Below are 17259 nucleotides of genomic sequence, written 5' to 3' on the forward strand. Positions count from 1 at the left end.
GGGATGTGCTGAGCATAGATCGCGATTAGCACCGTGCAAGCACTATGACATCACCGTGCAACGCCCGCCGACTGGCGGTTTCAGCTGCTTTCGCGGACCATCAGTTCAAAGCCCAGGTCCTGGCTTTGCACCTGCGCGCGTTTGCCGTCGAGCAGGCCCAGCAGCGCCTGGGCGGCGCAACGGCCAATGGCCGCGCGCGGGGTGCGAATCGAGGTCAGGCGCGGGACCATGTACGCTGAGGCGGGCAGGTCGTTGAAACCGACCATGGCCACTTGCTGCGGCACCTTGATGCCCTGGCGCAGCGCTTCGAGAATGGCGCCCTGGGCCAGGTCGTCGTTGCAGAAGAAGATGCCGTCGACATCCGCATGACGTTGCAGCAACTGGGCGAACAGTTCGCCCCCCAGGCCGATCGACGACGGCTGCGGGGCGAGCACTTCCCGCGCATGGGCATCCAGGCCCGCCTCGGCCAGGGCCTGGCGAAAGCCTTCGGCGCGCTGCATCACCCGCGGGTCGAGTTGTGCGGCAATAAATCCCGGGCGTTTGCAGCCGCGCTCAAGCAGATGCCGCGCAGCCGCCCTGCCCGCTTCCTGTTGGGAGAAACCTACCGACATGGCCTGGGCATCGCCGCCCAGCTCCATCATGTGCACGCAAGGTATGCCGCTGGCTGCCAGCAGCTGCTTGGCCGCGTCGCTGCGATCAAAGCCGGTGAGCAGGATGCCGCGTGGCTGGTAGGCCAGGTAGTTGCGGATCAGGTTCTCTTCTTCGGCAATATCGTAGTGATAGTTACCAATCAGCACCTCAAGCCCACGCGGTCGCATCACCTCATGGATGGCTTCCAGGGTGTCGATGAACAGGTGGTTGGACAGCGACGGGATCAACACCACGATCGACTGGCTTTGCGCCGACGCCAACGCCCGGGCCGCCGGATTGGCCACGTAGCCAAGGCTGGCAGCGGCCACCTGGACCTTCTCGACCAGCTCCGGGGCAACCGTGCTGACCCCGCGCAGCGCCCGCGAAGCAGTGATCGGGGAAACCCCGGAAAGCCTGGCCACTTCAGCCAAGGTGGGACGACCGGTAGTACGGGAGCCAATGCGGGTCATGACAGGTTTTATTTTCGACTTGCAAAGAATGGGGAACGGGCACTAAGGTAGCGCTGTCTCAGACCACAGGCAATGCAAAACTGCATGAGGCCAGGAATGAGCATCCAGACTGCTTTTACAAGATCAATAACATCTGGGTGGGAAGCGCCCGAGACTTTAGCGGTCTCACTTCAAGATAGCGCTATCTTGCCCTGCAGGAGGTACCGATGAATCCCCCCTTGTCCGCAATCGTGGTAATGGGCGTAGCTGGCTGCGGCAAGAGCTGCGTCGGTGCCGCCATCGCCAGCCATAGCGGCGGCCGCCTGATCGAAGGCGATGCCTTTCACCCTGCCGCCAACATCCAGAAGATGAGCGCCGGCATTCCCCTGGATGACGACGACCGTGCGGGTTGGTTGATCCTTCTGGGTGAAGAACTGCAACGTACCCTCAAAAGCGGCGCACGGCCGATCCTCACCTGCTCGGCGCTGAAAAAACGCTACCGCGATGCCCTGCGCCACGCGGTGCCGGACCTGGGCTTCGTGTTCCTCGAACTCAGCCCCGAAGAAGCCGAACGCCGGGTACTGGCCCGCCCCGGCCACTTCATGCCCGCCAGCCTGATCGAAAGCCAGTTCGCCGCCCTCGAACCGCCCCATGGCGAGCCACTGACCCTGCCACTGGACGCCACCCTGCCGGTGGACAAGCTGGCCATCGAGGTAGACCAGTGGCTAAAGCCCTGCGGTGAACCGTTGCTGGCGCGAACGGCCTGACCCTGGCTGTTTTCTCGGCTCACCAAAGATAGCGCTGTCTCGCCCCGTAAACGCTGCAAACGTTACGCCCACAAAAATGACAAGATGAGGCACTGAACCATGTTCGGTTTGGCAACTGATACCTACCTGCTGCTCGACGCGGTGATCACCATCATCGGCCTGGTGCTGCTGATCACCCACTTCAAGGTCCACCCCTTTGTCGCCCTGACCCTGGCCGCAGGCTTTCTTGGCCTGACCTCCGGCATGCCGGTGGCCAAGGTGATGAAATCATTCCAGGACGGCTTCGGTGGCGTGCTCGGCTTTGTCGGCATCGTCCTGGCCCTGGGCACCATGCTCGGCAAGCTGATGGCCGATTCCGGCGGTGCCGACCAGATCGCCCAGACGCTGATTCGTGCCTTCGGTAAACAGAAGGTGCACTGGGCGATGATGTTCGCCGCCTTTCTGGTGGGTATTCCGCTGTTCTTTGAAATCGGCTTCGTATTGCTGATTCCGCTGGTGTTCATCGTCGCCCGGCGCTCCGGGGTGTCGCTGATCAAGATCGGCATTCCGCTGCTGGCCGGGTTGTCGGTGGTCCACGGCCTGGTGCCGCCCCACCCGGGGCCGCTGCTGGCGATTGGCATCTTCAATGCCGACATCGGCAAGACCATCTTCTACGGGCTGATCGTCGCCCTGCCCACGGCGATCATCGCCGGCCCCCTGTACGGCAACTTCATCTCCAAGTACATCCCGGGCAACCCGAACAAGGAGCTGATGGACCAGATCGCCCGCGAGTCCGACCAGCACAACCTGCCTAGCTTCAGCATCACCCTGATCACCGTGCTGCTGCCGGTGTTCCTGATGCTGCTGAAAACCTTCGCTGACGTGGTACTGCCGGCCGAGCATATCGTCCGTCAGTGGATGGACCTGATTGGCCACCCGATCAGCGCCCTGCTTGCCGCCCTGCTCCTGGCCTTCTACACCTTTGGCGCGGCGCGCGGTTTTTCCCGCCAGCAGATCATGAAGCTGCTCGACCAGAGCCTGGCGCCAACGGCGGCAATCGTCCTGATCGTCGGTGCCGGTGGTGGCTTCAAGCAGATGCTGGTGGATACCGGCGTGGGTAATGTGATCGGGCAGATGGCCGTACAGGCGCAGATATCGCCAATCATGCTGGCCTGGCTGGTGGCGGCGGTGATTCGCATCGCCACCGGTTCCGCGACGGTGGCGACCATTACCGGGGCCGGGATCGTCGCGCCGGTGATCGGCATGATTCCGGGGGTCAACCGCGAGCTGCTGGTGCTGGCGACCGGCGCGGGGTCGTTGATTCTGTCCCACGTCAACGATGCCGGCTTCTGGCTGGTGAAGCAGTACTTCAACATGACCGTGGCCGAGACCTTCAAGACCTGGAGCATGATGGAGACCATCCTGTCGGTGGTCGGCATCATCTTTATCATGCTGCTGTCGTTGGTGGTCTGAAGACCTGCGGGCTGCTGCGCAGCCCATCGCTGGCAAGCCAGCTCCCACAGGTTCGGTGTACACAGGACCTTGTGGGAGCTGGCTTGCTAGCACATCAGATCAAAAAGCTGCCTTGAAGATCGCCTCGATCTCCTCCTGGCTGGCCACCCGCGGGTTGGTCAGGCCGCAAGCATCCTTCAAGGCATTGCTGGCCAGGGTCGGAATATCCGCCTCCTTCGCCCCCAGCAGCGCCAACCCGGCCGGGATATCAATGGCCCGCGACAGGTTCTCGATCGCCGCCAGGGCCGCATCGCTGCCCTGCTCGGCGTTCATGGCGCTGACCTCCACGCCCATGGCCTTGGCCACATCACGCAGGCGCGCGGCACTGACGCTGGCGTTGAAGCGCTGTACATGGGGCAACAGCACCGCATTGCAGACACCATGGGGCAAGTCATAGAAGCCACCGAGCTGGTGAGCCATGGCATGCACGTATCCCAGGGAAGCGTTGTTGAATGCCATGCCGGCGAGGAACTGGGCGTAGGCCATGTTCTCCCGGGCCTGAAGGTCGCTGCCGTCGGCTACGGCCTGGCGCAGGTTGTCGCTGATCAGCTCGATGGCCTTGATGGCGCAGGCATCGGTGATCGGCGTGGCCGCCGTCGATACATAGGCTTCAATGGCGTGGGTCAAGGCATCCATGCCGGTGGCCGCCGTCAGGCCTTTGGGCATGCCGACCATCAGCGCCGGGTCGTTGACCGACAGCAGCGGCGTGACGTTGCGGTCGACGATGGCCATTTTCACGTGGCGCGCTTCGTCAGTGATGATGCAGAAGCGGGTCATCTCGCTGGCCGTACCGGCCGTGGTATTGATGGCAATCAGCGGCAGTTGCGGCTTGGCCGACCGGTCGACGCCTTCGTAGTCACGGATGTGCCCGCCGTTGGTGGCGCACAGGGCGATGCCCTTGGCACAGTCATGGGGCGAGCCGCCGCCCAGGGAAATCACACAGTCGCAACGCTCGCGCTGCAACAGCGCCAGGCCCTGCTCGACGTTGGCAATGCTCGGGTTGGGCTTGGCGCCATCGAAGATCGCCGAGTCGATGTCGCGCATCGCCAGCATTTCGGCCATGCGCTCGGCAACGCCGGCTTTGGCCAGGCCCGCGTCAGTGACGATCAAGGCCTTGCGCAGGCCATACCCGGCAATGGCAGCCATCGCCTCTTCGAGGCAATCGATGCCCATGATATTGACGGCGGGGATGAAAAACGTGCTGCTCATGGCGAGATCCTCATGCAATGTACCTTTGCCTTGAGGATCCACCTGTCGGCCCTGCCCCGTGTTGATCTGGGGCAAGGCCTGGCTCAGCCGAGGAACAGCCGGTAGGCCGGGTTGTCGCTTTCGTCCCAGTAGCGGTAGCCCATGGCGTCCAGCGCCTCGGGCAGGCTGGCCTGTTCGTCCTGCGGCACTTCCAGGGCGGCGAACACCCGCGCCTCGGCGGCGCCGTGGTTGCGGTAGTGGAACAGGCTGATGTTCCAGCGTTTGCCCAGGCGCTCCAGAAAGCCCAGCAAGGCCCCCGGGCGCTCGGGGAATTCAAAGCGCAGCACGCGCTCGTCCGCACCCGGCCCGGCGTGGCCACCGACGGTATGGCGCACGTGCAGCTTGGCCAGTTCGTTGTCGGTCAGGTCCAGCACCGTGTAGCCCTGCTCGCGCAGGCTGGCCAGCAACTGCTCGCGGGGATCGGTCTGCGGGTGGGTCTGCACGCCCACGAACAGCCGCGCTTCCTTGCCCGGATAGTAGCGGTAGTTGAACTCGGTGATCTGGCGCTTGCCCAGGGCCTGGCAAAAGGCGCGGAAACTGCCCGGCTGCTCGGGGATGGTCACGGCGATGATCGCTTCGCGCTGTTCGCCAAGTTCGGCACGCTCGGCCACATGGCGCAGGCGGTCGAAGTTGACGTTGGCGCCGGAATCGATGGCCACCAGAGTCTGCCCCTGCACGCCTTCGCGGGCCACGTACTTCTTGATTCCGGCCACCGCCAGGGCGCCGGACGGCTCGGTGATCGAGCGGGTGTCGTCGTAGATGTCCTTGATCGCCGCGCACAACTCGTCGCTGCTGACAGTGATCACCTCGTCGACATAGTGGCGGCACAGTTCAAAGCAATGGGCACCGATCTGCGCCACCGCCACCCCCTCGGCAAAGCTGCCGACCTGAGCCAGCACCACCCGCTCGCCGGCGGCCATGGCCGCTTGCAGGCAATTGGAGTCGTGCGGCTCGACACCGATCACCTTGACCTCGGGGCGCAGGTATTTGACGTAGGCCGCGATGCCGGCGATCAGGCCGCCACCACCGACCGGGACGAAGATTGCATCCAGCTCGCCCGGTTGCTGGCGGAGGATTTCCATGGCCACGGTACCTTGCCCGGCGATCACGTCCGGGTCGTCGAACGGCGGCACGAAGGTCGCGCCTTCGCTGTCGGCCAGTTTCAAGGCATGGGCCAGCGCGTGCGGGAAGCTCTCGCCGTGCAGCACCACCTGGCCGCCGCGCGAACGCACGCCTTCAACCTTGAGCTCAGGGGTGGTGGTTGGCATCACGATGGTCGCGCGCATGCCCAGCTCGCGGGCGGCCAGGGCGACCCCCTGGGCATGGTTGCCGGCCGACGCGGTGATCACCCCGCGCTGGCGCTGGGCCGGGCTCAGGCGGCTGAGACGGGTATAGGCACCGCGGATCTTGAAGGAAAAGGTCGGTTGCAGGTCTTCGCGCTTGAGCAACACCTGGTTGCCGAGGCTGCGCGACAAGGCCGGCGCCGCTTGCAGGGGCGTTTCGATCGCCAGGTCGTACACGGGTGCCGCAAGAATGCGCCGCACGTAGTCAGACAGCAGGTTCAGCGGTGCGGACGGTGTACGGGGGCTTACGGCAAGGCTGGTCATCAGTGACTCCTGGTGTTTTAAAGTGCCCAGGAGAGAGAGAAAGAACCCGCCTCCAGGGCGGGTTCGGTGCAAGTGCCAGCTAGCCCGCCAAAACGATAATGGCGGTAATAATGCTGTGCTGAGGCAACTGCAGGAATGTATTCATGGCAGCGAAACTAGCGCAGCCGCGCAGACAAAGTCAAGCAGGCTCGCGGGCGGAGTCCGGCACATCGAAGAGCCGGTCGAAGGCCCACTGGAACACGAAGGCATAGACGAAGAAGAACAGGAACAGCGCCAGGTTGGTCAACAGCGCCGCCCACAGGCTGATCTGCAACCAGCCGGCGACCACCGGCAAGAGGATCAACACCAGCCCGCCTTCAAAGCCCAACGCATGCACAAAACGCCGCCACAGGGTACGCCGACGCTGTGCCTGACGCGCCTCCCAATACTCGAAGGCCCAGTTGTAGAACATGTTCCAGGCCAGGGCCACCGCCGAGAGGATCAGCGACAGCACAGTGGAATGGGCCATGCCGGCATCGAAGGCCCAGGACAATACCGGCGCCACACACAGCACGGCGATGGTTTCGTAGAGTATGGCCTGAACGATCTTGCGCGCCTTGCCTTGCATGTCTGCCTCCCTGAACGTCAATGAAGCCCCACCCTAGCCGCGTTGAGACGGCGGTTCAATTGAGCTAAATTGAGCCTCCCTCAATTGGCTTGAGCACCGTGTTCGCCAAACTGCCCCTGACTGCCCTGCGCACGTTCGAATCGGCGGCCCGCCTGGGCGGCTTCAAGGCTGCCAGCGACGAACTGGCGGTCACCCCGGCGGCGGTCTCGCACCAGATCAAGCGCCTGGAGTCGCACCTTGGCCTGCTGTTGTTTGAGCGCAGCGCGCAGGGGGTCAGGCTCAGCGAAGCCGGTGAGCGCTTGTACCTGCAGGTGCACCAGAGCCTGGCAAACCTGCAGCGCAGCCTCGAAGCGTTGCAACCACCCGGCGATCGCCAGCAACTGACCCTGACCACCACCGCGGCGTTTGCCAGCTTGTGGCTGATCCCCCGGCTGGGCGATTTCCATCATCGCCATGGCGACATTCAGGTCCGGGTGCTGACCGGCAGCGAGGTGGTCGACCTGCAGCGCGACCAGCGTTTCGACCTGGCCCTGCGTGCCGAATTCAATCCCGACCCCGGGCTGCAACGGATGCCGTTGCTGGCCGAGCATTTCTCGGTCTATACCCCGCCCGGTTGGCAGGAGCCACCTGCGGATCAGCCCCTGTCGCTGCTTGAGGTACCGTGGAGTTCGGTCAGTGGCGTGGTCATCGACTGGGCCCGCTGGTGCGCATTGGCCGGCTGTGAAGACTGGCTGCAGCGGGCGCGCTTTCATCGCTACGACGATGAACACTATGCCCTGCAGGCGGCCGCTGCCGGCTATGGGCTGGTGCTGGCGAGCAATGTGCTGGTCGCCGACAGCGTGCGCCAGGGCTTGCTGCAGCCGTGGCGCGATGAAGTGCGTCTGCCGGCCGCACAGTACAGCGCAGTGTGGTTGCCGGGGCGTGAGCGCGAACCTGCGTTGCGGGCCTTCCTGGACTGGCTGGGCAGCGCTATTTGCGCTGGAGCGAATTAAATCCGTTCAAACTCGCGCACAAATTGATTACCCTGCTGCCCCGCCGCCTGGCCGTGCACTGCAGAGTGCCGCCAATCGCACCAGCAGGGCATGCCCCTCGGCTTGCAACACCCCTATCCCAGCCCCTTGGCAGAAGGAGGAGACCCGGCTCATGCTCGCGGCTCTCGACTTGCATCAGGACGATGCCGCGCTACCTAAGCGGGTCAGTCATCACTCGATCAACCAGCACCTGCGTGGGCCGATGCAACTGGCCACGGTCTTGCTGTGGTTTTACGCCGCCCCCGGCGTAGCCGATATCGGCCAGTGCGAGCGCCTGCGTCAGGCAACGCCCGCCAACCCCACCCAAGTCGACCAACTGCGCGCCCTGGGCCACTGCGCCATGCCCGAGCGCCCTGGTGCGGCGGTGGTCTACTACCAGGCCGCCGAAAGCCTGGGCGACAGCGGCAGCCGCCTGCCGCTGGCCTACGCCCTGGAAGCCTCGGGCGATTCCTACGCTGCGCAACCAATCTGGAAGCACCTGGCCGACAGCGAGTGGACCGACAACGCGCGCCTCACCGCCGCACGCAGTGCATTCAATGCCAACGATCCGTATCAGGCCGAAAAGTACTGGAACCAGGCACCGCATGTAACGGCCGACGACTGGGCGCTGGGCGCGGCCATTGCCCGGCGCCAAAGCCAGATCGACGCCGCCATGAACTACCAGCGCGAGGCCCTCAAGCGCCAGCCGCGCCCCGACCACTACTACGCCGCCTCGGTGACCGCCGCGCAGAATGACGACCTGCGCCAGAGCACCGCCTGGCTGGCCGAAGCCGTACGCCTGGCGCCGGACCAGCCGCGCTACCGCGCCGACTACGGCATGCGCCTGTCAGGCTCGCAGGATGAAGCGACCCGAGCCCGCTCGATTGCCCACCTTGAGCGCGCCACTCACGACTTCCCCGAGGACTACCGCCTCGGCGAAACCCTGGCCTGGCGCTACGCCGAAGTGGGGAACAGCGCCGCCGCGTGCAAAGAGCTGCGCCGGGTGCTGGATGTCGAGCAGGACCTGGTCGACGGCGATGACCAGTTCGGCAGCCTGCAAGCACGCAAGTACCGTCAGCGCCGCGACCATGAAGCGTTGTCGCGACGCGACCGCATCACCCTGGCCAGTACCTGGTCGCCGGGTGGCGTCTCGACCAACGACAACTTGCGTGACGAGCGCCAGAACCGCCGTGCCACCTCGCAAAACGTGCAGCTGGCGATGTGGGACCATGCCTTGGGCGAGGAACCGAGCCGCAATGGCAGCACCTTCTCGGTCTATGGCCGGGTGTTGTTTGGCGGCACGGGCCGCAACGACTACGCGCAAAGCATGGGCACCGGCGTCGGCCTGCGCTACAAGCCGTTCGGCACGGCCAACCTCAACCTCTACAGCGAGCTCTATCACCAGCGCCAGATCGACGATGCCCGTTATGGCGGCTTGAGCCTGGGCCAACTGATCAGCCCGAGCAAGGCTGGCGACAACTATAGCGACCTGCGCGGCCACGCCGCGTCGAGCAACGACCTGCTGCTGCGCGCCACCGCCTCGTTCCTCGACCAGGGCAAATGGCGCAACGACTGGCGCGCCGATGAAGACGACTGGGACGAGCGCTTCCTCTACCTCGATGGCGCCTGGTGGACCCGCGCCGGTGATCATCAATGGCTGTCGCGCTACCAGCGCGGACACACCTGGAAACTGCCCAGCACCTCGCCACAAACCCTGATGCCCTATGGCTTTCTTGAGCTCTCAAGCCAGGACCCGAGCAACGACTGGCGCCAGGACCTGCGCACCGGCCTGGGCTTGCGCTGGCAATGGTGGTTCGACGACGACCGCTACAACGCCTATCGCGGTTCGCTGAAAGTACGCGCCGAATACCAGCAAGCGCTGGGCGGTAATCTTTATGAACACGCCAATGGCGTGTTGCTGGGTGCGGAGTTGACCTTCTGATGCGCCGTTTGATCGCTGTGATGCTATTGGTGCTGAGCCTGCAGGCCAGCGCCGACGAACACCTGTTCTACCAACCGCTGAACCGCGACGCCCAGTTGAGCCAGGAACAATGGCGCTCGCGATGGAAGGCCAGCGCGGCCCAGGGCAGCAAAACCCTGATCGTGCAGTGGAGCGCCTACGGCGACAGCGACTTCGGTGGTGCCCGGGGCTGGCTGGCCAACAGCCTGCGCCTGGCCCACGAACAGGGGCTGCAACTGGTGCTGGGGCTGTACATGGACGCCGCCTATTACCAGCGCATCGACGCGCTGGACGGCGCCGGCCTTGCCGCCTACTGGAAGGCCCAACTGGGCAACGCCCTGGCCCAGCAGCGCAAGGTGCGCCAGGACTGGCAATTGCCGGTGGCAGGCTGGTACCTGCCAATGGAACTGGACGACCTGCACTTTCACAGTGCCGACCGCCGCCAAGCGCTGTACACCCAGTTGCAGGCGTTCAACCGCCGGCTGGATGCGCCGCTGCACATCAGCGCCTTCAGCACCGGGCGCCTGAGCCCGGCAGTCAATGCCCGCTGGCTGGAGCAACTGGCCAGCCTCAATGTGCAGGTCTGGTGGCACGACGGTGCCGGCAGCGGGCGCCTGGCGCCGCTGGTGCGCCAAGGCTACCTGGACGCCCTGCCCTGCAGCATCGGCATCGTCAATGAAGCCTTTCGCCAGCCCCGCGCAGCAGGCCAGCCCGTCAGGGCCGTGGCGGCGCAACCGCAGCTGCGCAGCGCTTGCCATCCACGGGCGGTGTCAACAGATCAGGTCAAGCCGCCAAAGCGCTTGTAGAAGTTCTCGCCGACATCCGGTAGCGGCCCGTCGGCGGTTTCCATGGCGCTTTCCAGCCATTGCTCGGCCGGGGCGACGATCAGCCGGTACAGGTTGCGGCACAATTGCCGGGCTGCGCGGCCTTCCCAGTCCCCCGGAAGCAGCTCGTCGGGGAGCTGCGGGTCACGCAGCAACAGCTTGCGGTACTCGTGAATCAACAGGATACGGGCCAGGAAGCAGTCCTGAGGGTCGAGCGTGGGTTGCTCGCGCAGGCTCTGCCAGAGCGGCCGAAACAACTGGATGAACTCGCTGTAATGGGCCGCCAGTTCCTCAAGGTTCCAGCTTTCGCGCACTTGCATGCGCAACGCCCGCGAGGCCAGTACATCCTGGGTGGTGGTCTCGAACAGGATGGTGTCTTCCTGCACGCCAAGCTCCAGCAAGGTGGCATTGACGTCGCCGCGGTCAAAACGCGGCGAGGCCAGTACCGTGGGTGCAATCGCACCAAACCCCTGCCATTCGAGCTCTTCGCGCACCTGCTTGCGCTTGTCGGCAGGCAGCTGGGTCAGCATCGCCAGGCACCATGAGCCATCCCAGGCCGACAGGTTGGCGCTGTACACACGCTTGAAAGCCTTGTCGAAGCGCCGCCGGCCGGTGCCGGTCAGGCTGTAATAGCTGCGCCTGCCAACCTTCTCTGCGGTCAGCCAGTTTTCTTTGCTCAGGCGAAAGATCGAGGTACGGATCAGCCGCTCGTTGATGCCCATGGGCTCGAGCAGCTGAATCAGGCTGCCCAACCACACGGTGCCACCATGGGGCTCGATGGCATCGCCATACAAGGTGATGATCAGCGAGCTGGCCCGTATGGGTGTCTGTTGCTGAAAACGGTTGATCAGCTGATTGAGCGGTGTCAGGGACGACATAGACGGTCCATCGAAAAAGTTGAAATATACCCCGCCGCCCAGCTCAAGACTACGCCGGCCCTGTTGCCCGAGGGTTTCAGGTGCTGCTGGCGGCCTTGGGGCGATGCTCGCTGTGGCTGATCCGTGGCCGGTCGGCTTCGACAGCCGACAACGGCGCGCACTCCACCAGGCTGCTGCAGCGCTGGCCGAGGAGTTGGTATTCGCGGGTGCCGGCTTGCTTCCAGGCCACTTCCTCATCGCTCAAGCGCCGGGTAACCCGGGCTGGCGAACCGACCACCAGCGATTGCTCGGCGCAGGTGAAGCGCGCCTTGACCAGGGCGCCAGCCGAGACGATCGAGCGCGCGCCGATGCGGGCGTAGTCCAGGACCACGGCATTGATACCGATCAGCGCATCAGCGCCCACCCGGCAGCCATGCAACACCGCGCCGTGACCGACATGGCCGTCGCGCTCGATCACCGTATCACTGTCGGGGAAACCATGCATGACACAGGTGTCCTGCAGGTTGGCGCCCTCCTCCAGCACGATCCTGCCGAAATCACCGCGCAAGCTGGCCAAAGGACCGATGTAGCACCGCGGGCCAACAATCACGTCGCCGATCAATACGGCGCTCGGGTGTACATAGGCACTGGGGTCGACCACCGGCGTGAGGCCGTCAAGGCTGTAGCAGGGCATGGCGAATCTCCTCGTAGCATTTAACCTCAATCACCTGACAGCAATAACATTTTATGTATCGTTTTACCATGTCACCATCAGTGCACCCCCTCCTATAAGCCTCCGCTATTTATTGGATTCGGCAACACCACAGGCATAGAGCCACAAACAATTAGACACGCATTGTTATTTTTCGTGTTGTATTTTCGTATCGCTTCATGCCTATACTTTGACGAAACGGCTCCCGCCCGCCCAATAAAAATCCCGGCCTTGACGCCCGACCGCCCTGCGAGACCTTCGCCATGCCGCATACCCTTGCCGTGCACACCCACCAGGCGGTTTGCCTGATCACCCTGCAGCGCCCACAAGCACTCAATGCATTGACCAGTGAACTGCTGGCCGAGCTCGCCGAGCAACTGCAGCGCTGCGCCAGCGACGACAGCATTGGCGCCGTGGTCCTGACCGGCAGCCGCAAGGCCTTTGCCGCAGGCGCCGACCTCAATGAAATGGCCGGACGCGACCTGGTGGGCATGCTCAACGATCCGCGTCAGGCGCACTGGCAAACCATTACCCAGTTCGCCAAGCCCCTGATTGCTGCCGTCAATGGCTACGCCCTGGGCGCCGGCTGCGAACTGGCGATGCACGCCGACATCCTGATTGCTGGCGAGGACGCCCAGTTCGGCCAGCCGGAAATCAACCTCGGCATCATGCCCGGGGCCGGTGGCACCCAGCGCCTGCTGCGGGCGGTGGGCAAGTCGCTGGCCATGCAGATGGTCCTCAGCGGTGAGCCGATCAGTGCCAGGCGCGCCCTCGAGGCCGGCCTGGTCAGCGAAATCACCCCGCCGGAGCTGACGGTCGAGCGCGCCTTGCAGATTGCCCAGCGCATTGCCAGCAAAGCACCGCTGGCCCTGCGCCTGGCCAAGGAGGCGCTGCTCAAGGCCCAGGACCTGGACCTGGCCAGCGGCCTACGCTTTGAACGCCACGCTTTCACCCTGCTGGCCGGCACCGCCGACCGCAACGAGGGCATCCGTGCCTTCCAGGAAAAACGCCGCGCCAGCTTCTGCGGCAAATAAGCCCCACCACCCCCTCGATTGACCTGCAACCAAAGGCAGATACCATGAGTTTCGAGCACATCCTGTTTTCCATCGATGCAGGCGTCGCCCTGCTCAGCCTCAATCGTCCCGAGCAACTGAACAGCTTCAACGGCCGCATGCATGAAGAGGTTCAGGAGGCGCTGCGCCTGGTACGCCGCAGCAATGACGTACGGGTCCTGTTGCTGACCGCCGAAGGCCGCGGCTTTTGCGCAGGCCAGGACCTGGCCGACCGCAATGTCGTCCCCGGCGCCGAGGCACCCGACCTGGGCGAATCCATCGAGCGCTACTACAACCCGCTGGTTCACACCCTGCGCGACCTGCCGATCCCGGTCATCTGTGCCGTCAACGGCGTCGCCGCCGGTGCTGGCGCGAACATACCGCTGGCCTGCGACCTGGTGCTGGCTGCTCGCTCGGCCAGCTTTATCCAGGCGTTCTGCAAGATCGGCCTGATCCCCGATTCGGGCGGCACCTACGCCTTGCCACGGCTGGTCGGCATGGCCCGGGCCAAAGCCCTGGCCATGCTCGGCGAACGGCTGAGCGCCGAACAAGCCGAGCAATGGGGCTTGATCTACCGCTGCGTCGAGGATGCTGAACTGCGCGACGAGGCCATCAAGCTGGCCCGCCACCTGGCCACCCAGCCCACCTACGGCCTGGGCCTGATCAAGCGCAGCCTGCATGCAAGCCTGGACAACAGCTTCGAACAGCAACTGACCCTGGAGCGCGACCTGCAACGCCTGGCCGGGCGCAGCGAGGACTATCGCGAAGGCGTGAGTGCCTTCATGGCCAAGCGTACTGCTCAGTTCAAAGGGCGTTGAGCATGACTGCCCTCAGTCACAACGTCATGGTCGCGGTGATCGGCGCCGGGGCCATGGGCGCCGGTATCGCCCAGGTGGCGGCCCAGGCCGGGCACCGGGTGCAGCTGTACGACAGCCGCCCCGGCGCCGCCGCCCAGGCCATTGCAGCCATCGACCAGCACCTGGGCAAACGCGTGGCCAACGGCAAGCTCGCCGCCAGCGCCCGGGCCGAATGCCTGGCTCGCCTGCGGCCCGCCGCGCAGCTGGACGAGCTGGCCGACGCGGGCCTGGTGATCGAGGCCATCGTCGAAAAGCTTGAGGTCAAACGTGAGTTGCTAGGCCAATTGGAGTCGCTGTGCCGCAGCGACTGCATCCTGGCCAGCAACACCTCGTCAATCTCGATCACGCAACTGGCTGCCGGCCTTGCGCACCCGCAACGGCTGGTGGGCATGCACTTTTTCAATCCGGCACCGGTCATGGCCCTGGTCGAAGTGGTCAGCGGGCTGGCCACCGCCAGCCAGATCGCCGAGTGCATCAAGGACACCGCCCTGGCCTGGGGCAAGCAGCCGGTGCTGGCGCGCTCCACCCCAGGCTTTATCGTCAACCGGGTCGCGCGCCCGTTCTACGCCGAAAGCCTGCGCCTGCTCCAGGAGCAAGTGAGCGATTGCGCCAGCCTCGATGCCTTGCTGCGCGAAGCTGGCGGCTTTGCCATGGGCGCCTTCGAACTGACCGACCTGATCGGCCACGACGTCAACTACGCCGTGACCTGTTCGGTATTCGACGCCTACTACCAGGACCGGCGGTTTACGCCGTCGCTGGTACAAAAGGCGCTGGTCGACGCCGGGTACCTGGGGCGCAAGAGCGGCCGGGGCTTCTATGACTATCACCAACACGCACTGCGCCCACAACCGCTGAGCCTGGAAAGCCAGGCCGTGCCCGACACCCTGTTCGTCGAAGGCGAGCCTGGCTTGCTCGCACCCCTGCTTGAGCGCCTGGCCAGCGCAGGCCTGGTGCTCAGCCACCGCCCCGGCAACGGCCTGTTGCGCATTGGCCAGGCGACACTGGCCCTGAGCGATGGCCGCCTGGCCAGCCAGCGGGCCAGGGATGAGGGCCTGAGCAACCTGGTCCTGCTCGATCTGGCACTCGACTACGCCAGCGCCAGGCGCCTGGGCATCAGCTGGGCAGCCGACACCTCGCCCGCCGCCATCGACCAGGTGGTGGCCCTGCTCAATGCCGCCGGCATTGCGCTAACCGCTCTGCGCGACAGTCCGGCCCTGTGCGTGCTGCGCACCGTGGTCTGCCTGGCCAACGAAGGCGCCGACGCCCTGTTGCACGGGGTGGCTTCGGCCGCGGATATCGACCTGGCGATGTGCGCCGGGGTCAATTACCCCTGCGGCCCACTGGCCTGGGCCGACGCCCTGGGCATCGGCTACACGGTGCAGGTGCTGAGCAACCTGCAGGCCGCCTACGGTGAAGAACGCTACCGCCCCTCCCTGCACTTGCGTCGGCTGCTGGCCGAAGGAGCCTGCTTTCATGAATGAACGATTGGACCTCGCCAGCCGTTGCGCCCAGGCGCTGTTCGAACGCGACCCGGCCAGCCAGGGCATGGGCATGCGCCTGCTGGCCGCCGGCCCCGGCAGCGCCCGGGTCGGCATGAGCGTGCGCAAGGACATGCTCCAGGGCCATGGCACCTGCCACGGCGGCTACCTGTTTGCCCTGGCCGACTCAGCCTTTGCCTTTGCCTGCAATAGCCACAACGAAGCCACCGTCGCCCTGGGCTGCAGTATCGACTACGTCGCCCCGGCGCACCTGGACGATACCCTCACCGCCACCTGCAGCGAGCAAAGCCGCAGCGGGCGTACCGGCAACTACGCCGTACGCATCGAGAACCAGCAGGGCCAGTTGATCGCCCTGTTTCACGGCAAGTCCTACAAAGTACGCGGCACTGTGTTGCCCGAGGAGCCCCAGGCATGACCGACGCCCTGATCATTGACGCCTTGCGCACCCCGATCGGCCGCTACGCTGGCGCCCTGAGCAGCCTGCGTGCAGACGACCTCGGCGCCCTGCCCCTGCGCGCCCTGTGCCAACGCCACCCGCAGGTCGACTGGAGCGCCGTCGACGATGTGATCTATGGCTGCGCCAACCAGGCCGGCGAAGACAACCGCAACGTCGCACGCATGTCGGCGCTACTGGCCGGCCTGCCGCCCAGCGTGCCCGGCACCACCGTCAACCGCCTGTGCGGTTCGGGGCTGGATGCAATCGGTAGCGGCGCCCGCGCCATCCGCTGCGGTGAGGCCGGGCTGCTGCTGGTGGGGGGCGTCGAGTCGATGTCGCGGGCGCCGCTGGTCATGGCCAAGGCCGAACAGGCGTTTTCCCGCCAGGCTGAACTGCATGACACCACCCTGGGCTGGCGCTTCGTCAACCCGCTGATGCAACAGCAGTACGGTATCGATTCCATGCCGGAAACGGCCGAGAACGTCGCCGCGCAGTTCAACATTTCCCGGGCCGATCAGGATGCCTTTGCCCTGCGCAGCCAACAGCGCGCCGCGGCGGCCCAGGCCAGCGGACGCCTGGCCAGGGAGATCGTGCCGGTGACCATCGCCCAGCGCAAAGGGCCGGCACACGTGGTCGTGCATGATGAACACCCCCGCGCAGAAACAACCCTCGCGCAATTACAGAAACTGCCTACGCCCTTTCGGGACAACGGCACGGTGACAGCCGGTAATGCTTCAGGCCTGAATGACGGGGCTTGCGCCCTGCTGCTGGCCAGCCGCGAACAGGCCGAGCGCTTTGCTCTCAAAGCCCGCGGACGGGTGCTGGCGATGGCCACGGCCGGGGTCGAACCACGGATCATGGGCATCGGCCCGGTGCCGGCGACACGCAAGGCGTTGGCCCTCGCCGGGTTGAGCCTGGCCGACATGGAGGTGATCGAGCTCAACGAAGCGTTCGCCGCCCAGGGCCTGGCAGTACTGCGCGAGCTGGGGCTTGCCGACGACGACCCGCGGGTCAACCCCAACGGCGGCGCCATTGCCCTGGGGCATCCGCTGGGCATGAGCGGTGCCCGCCTGGTGACCACGGCGCTGCATGAGCTGGAGCAACGCCAGGCGCGTTATGCCCTGTGCACCATGTGCATCGGCGTCGGCCAGGGCATTGCCTTGATTATCGAGCGCCTGGAGGACTGAAGCCGTACCCTAGCTCCACACTCAAGCCGCGTGCAGACGGCAACAAACAACAACAATTAGAGTGAA

The 17259-nt window shown here is 65.0% G+C and carries 15 protein-coding genes and 1 pseudogene; 10 read left to right on the forward strand and 6 right to left on the reverse strand.

Annotated elements, in window-relative coordinates; all coding sequences use genetic code 11:
- Positions 1-80: 80 nt before the first annotated feature.
- The gene (gene gntR, locus KHO53_RS24605; RefSeq protein ID WP_010225281.1) at positions 81-1100 is read right to left on the reverse strand and encodes an HTH-type transcriptional regulator GntR; all 1020 of its coding nucleotides are present in this window, start codon (positions 1098-1100) and stop codon (positions 81-83) included.
- A 206-nt stretch (positions 1101-1306) separates the two neighbouring features.
- On the opposite strand from gntR, the gene KHO53_RS24610 reads away from it, so the two are divergent.
- Complete coding sequence (locus KHO53_RS24610; protein WP_036997074.1) at positions 1307-1846, forward strand: gluconokinase; 540 nt, start codon at positions 1307-1309, stop codon at positions 1844-1846.
- 99 nt (positions 1847-1945) lie between these two features.
- Positions 1946-3298, forward strand: a complete 1353-nt coding sequence (locus KHO53_RS24615; RefSeq protein ID WP_010225279.1) for a GntP family permease — start codon at positions 1946-1948, stop codon at positions 3296-3298.
- Between the two features lie 99 nt (positions 3299-3397).
- Here the strand turns inward: KHO53_RS24615 and yiaY are convergent, their stop codons facing one another.
- The 3 genes from yiaY to KHO53_RS24630 form a co-directional block, all read right to left on the reverse strand.
- A complete protein-coding gene (yiaY, locus tag KHO53_RS24620; RefSeq protein ID WP_100783405.1) occupies positions 3398-4546 on the reverse strand; it encodes an L-threonine dehydrogenase in 1149 nt (382 codons plus the stop codon).
- 83 nt (positions 4547-4629) lie between these two features.
- Positions 4630-6192: a threonine ammonia-lyase, biosynthetic gene (ilvA, locus tag KHO53_RS24625; RefSeq protein WP_010225277.1), complete on the reverse strand. Its 1563-nt coding sequence runs from the start codon at positions 6190-6192 to the stop codon at positions 4630-4632.
- A gap of 178 nt (positions 6193-6370) precedes the next feature.
- On the reverse strand, positions 6371-6799 hold the full coding sequence (locus tag KHO53_RS24630; RefSeq protein WP_010225275.1) for a PACE efflux transporter: 429 nt from the start codon (positions 6797-6799) through the stop codon (positions 6371-6373).
- Between the two features lie 98 nt (positions 6800-6897).
- On the opposite strand from KHO53_RS24630, the gene KHO53_RS24635 reads away from it, so the two are divergent.
- The 3 genes and pseudogenes from KHO53_RS24635 to KHO53_RS24645 all read left to right on the forward strand — a co-directional run bounded on the left by KHO53_RS24635 (position 6898) and on the right by KHO53_RS24645 (position 10575).
- Positions 6898-7791, forward strand: coding sequence for a LysR substrate-binding domain-containing protein (locus tag KHO53_RS24635; protein WP_026001433.1), 894 nt, complete (start codon positions 6898-6900; stop codon positions 7789-7791).
- A 286-nt stretch (positions 7792-8077) separates the two neighbouring features.
- Positions 8078-9751: pseudogene (locus KHO53_RS24640) on the forward strand (NfrA family protein); the annotation flags it as partial.
- Entirely contained in the window at positions 9751-10575 is an 825-nt protein-coding gene (locus KHO53_RS24645; protein WP_010225270.1) for a DUF4434 domain-containing protein, read from the forward strand. The pseudogene KHO53_RS24640 and the gene KHO53_RS24645, both read left to right, overlap by 1 nt.
- On the opposite strand, the gene paaX is transcribed toward KHO53_RS24645, so the two are convergent.
- Both paaX and KHO53_RS24655 read right to left on the reverse strand, forming a co-directional pair.
- Positions 10548-11471, reverse strand: coding sequence for a phenylacetic acid degradation operon negative regulatory protein PaaX (gene paaX, locus KHO53_RS24650; RefSeq protein WP_010225269.1), 924 nt, complete (start codon positions 11469-11471; stop codon positions 10548-10550). The two genes, KHO53_RS24645 and paaX, sit on opposite strands and share 28 nt — an antisense overlap.
- Positions 11472-11547: 76 nt before the next feature.
- Positions 11548-12144, reverse strand: a complete 597-nt coding sequence (locus KHO53_RS24655; protein WP_010225268.1) for a phenylacetic acid degradation protein PaaY — start codon at positions 12142-12144, stop codon at positions 11548-11550.
- Positions 12145-12425: 281 nt separating this feature from the next.
- Between KHO53_RS24655 and paaF the strand changes: the two genes are divergently transcribed.
- From paaF to pcaF, 5 genes are read left to right on the forward strand one after another with little or no spacing between them, the layout of a single operon-like run.
- Positions 12426-13196 (forward strand): 2,3-dehydroadipyl-CoA hydratase PaaF, encoded by a 771-nt coding sequence (gene paaF / locus KHO53_RS24660; protein WP_036997069.1) that lies wholly within the window; start codon positions 12426-12428, stop codon positions 13194-13196.
- A gap of 44 nt (positions 13197-13240) precedes the next feature.
- Positions 13241-14032, forward strand: a complete 792-nt coding sequence (gene paaG, locus KHO53_RS24665) for a 2-(1,2-epoxy-1,2-dihydrophenyl)acetyl-CoA isomerase PaaG (protein WP_010225266.1) — start codon at positions 13241-13243, stop codon at positions 14030-14032.
- 2 nt (positions 14033-14034) lie between these two features.
- Complete coding sequence (paaH, locus tag KHO53_RS24670) at positions 14035-15552, forward strand: 3-hydroxyacyl-CoA dehydrogenase PaaH (protein WP_036997066.1); 1518 nt, start codon at positions 14035-14037, stop codon at positions 15550-15552.
- Entirely contained in the window at positions 15545-15985 is a 441-nt protein-coding gene (gene paaI, locus KHO53_RS24675; protein WP_010225264.1) for a hydroxyphenylacetyl-CoA thioesterase PaaI, read from the forward strand. Before paaH ends, paaI begins: the two co-directional genes overlap by 8 nt.
- A complete protein-coding gene (gene pcaF, locus KHO53_RS24680; RefSeq protein ID WP_010225262.1) occupies positions 15982-17193 on the forward strand; it encodes a 3-oxoadipyl-CoA thiolase in 1212 nt (403 codons plus the stop codon). The genes paaI and pcaF overlap by 4 nt, the downstream gene beginning before the upstream one ends.
- Positions 17194-17259 lie beyond the last annotated feature (66 nt).

It is taken from the genome of Pseudomonas sp. RC2C2, assembly GCF_018390435.1.
Classification (GTDB): domain Bacteria; phylum Pseudomonadota; class Gammaproteobacteria; order Pseudomonadales; family Pseudomonadaceae; genus Aquipseudomonas; species Aquipseudomonas donghuensis.

Coding starts and splice junctions, on each gene's coding strand:
- gntR (WP_010225281.1), bottom strand. CDS start 1,100: ATGACCCGCATTGGCTCCCGTACTACCGGTCGTCCCACCTTGGCTGAA.
- KHO53_RS24610 (WP_036997074.1), top strand. CDS start 1,307: ATGAATCCCCCCTTGTCCGCAATCGTGGTAATGGGCGTAGCTGGCTGC.
- KHO53_RS24615 (WP_010225279.1), top strand. CDS start 1,946: ATGTTCGGTTTGGCAACTGATACCTACCTGCTGCTCGACGCGGTGATC.
- yiaY (WP_100783405.1), bottom strand. CDS start 4,546: ATGAGCAGCACGTTTTTCATCCCCGCCGTCAATATCATGGGCATCGAT.
- ilvA (WP_010225277.1), bottom strand. CDS start 6,192: ATGACCAGCCTTGCCGTAAGCCCCCGTACACCGTCCGCACCGCTGAAC.
- KHO53_RS24630 (WP_010225275.1), bottom strand. CDS start 6,799: ATGCAAGGCAAGGCGCGCAAGATCGTTCAGGCCATACTCTACGAAACC.
- KHO53_RS24645 (WP_010225270.1), top strand. CDS start 9,751: ATGCGCCGTTTGATCGCTGTGATGCTATTGGTGCTGAGCCTGCAGGCC.
- paaX (WP_010225269.1), bottom strand. CDS start 11,471: ATGTCGTCCCTGACACCGCTCAATCAGCTGATCAACCGTTTTCAGCAA.
- KHO53_RS24655 (WP_010225268.1), bottom strand. CDS start 12,144: ATGCCCTGCTACAGCCTTGACGGCCTCACGCCGGTGGTCGACCCCAGT.
- paaF (WP_036997069.1), top strand. CDS start 12,426: ATGCCGCATACCCTTGCCGTGCACACCCACCAGGCGGTTTGCCTGATC.
- paaG (WP_010225266.1), top strand. CDS start 13,241: ATGAGTTTCGAGCACATCCTGTTTTCCATCGATGCAGGCGTCGCCCTG.
- paaH (WP_036997066.1), top strand. CDS start 14,035: ATGACTGCCCTCAGTCACAACGTCATGGTCGCGGTGATCGGCGCCGGG.
- paaI (WP_010225264.1), top strand. CDS start 15,545: ATGAATGAACGATTGGACCTCGCCAGCCGTTGCGCCCAGGCGCTGTTC.
- pcaF (WP_010225262.1), top strand. CDS start 15,982: ATGACCGACGCCCTGATCATTGACGCCTTGCGCACCCCGATCGGCCGC.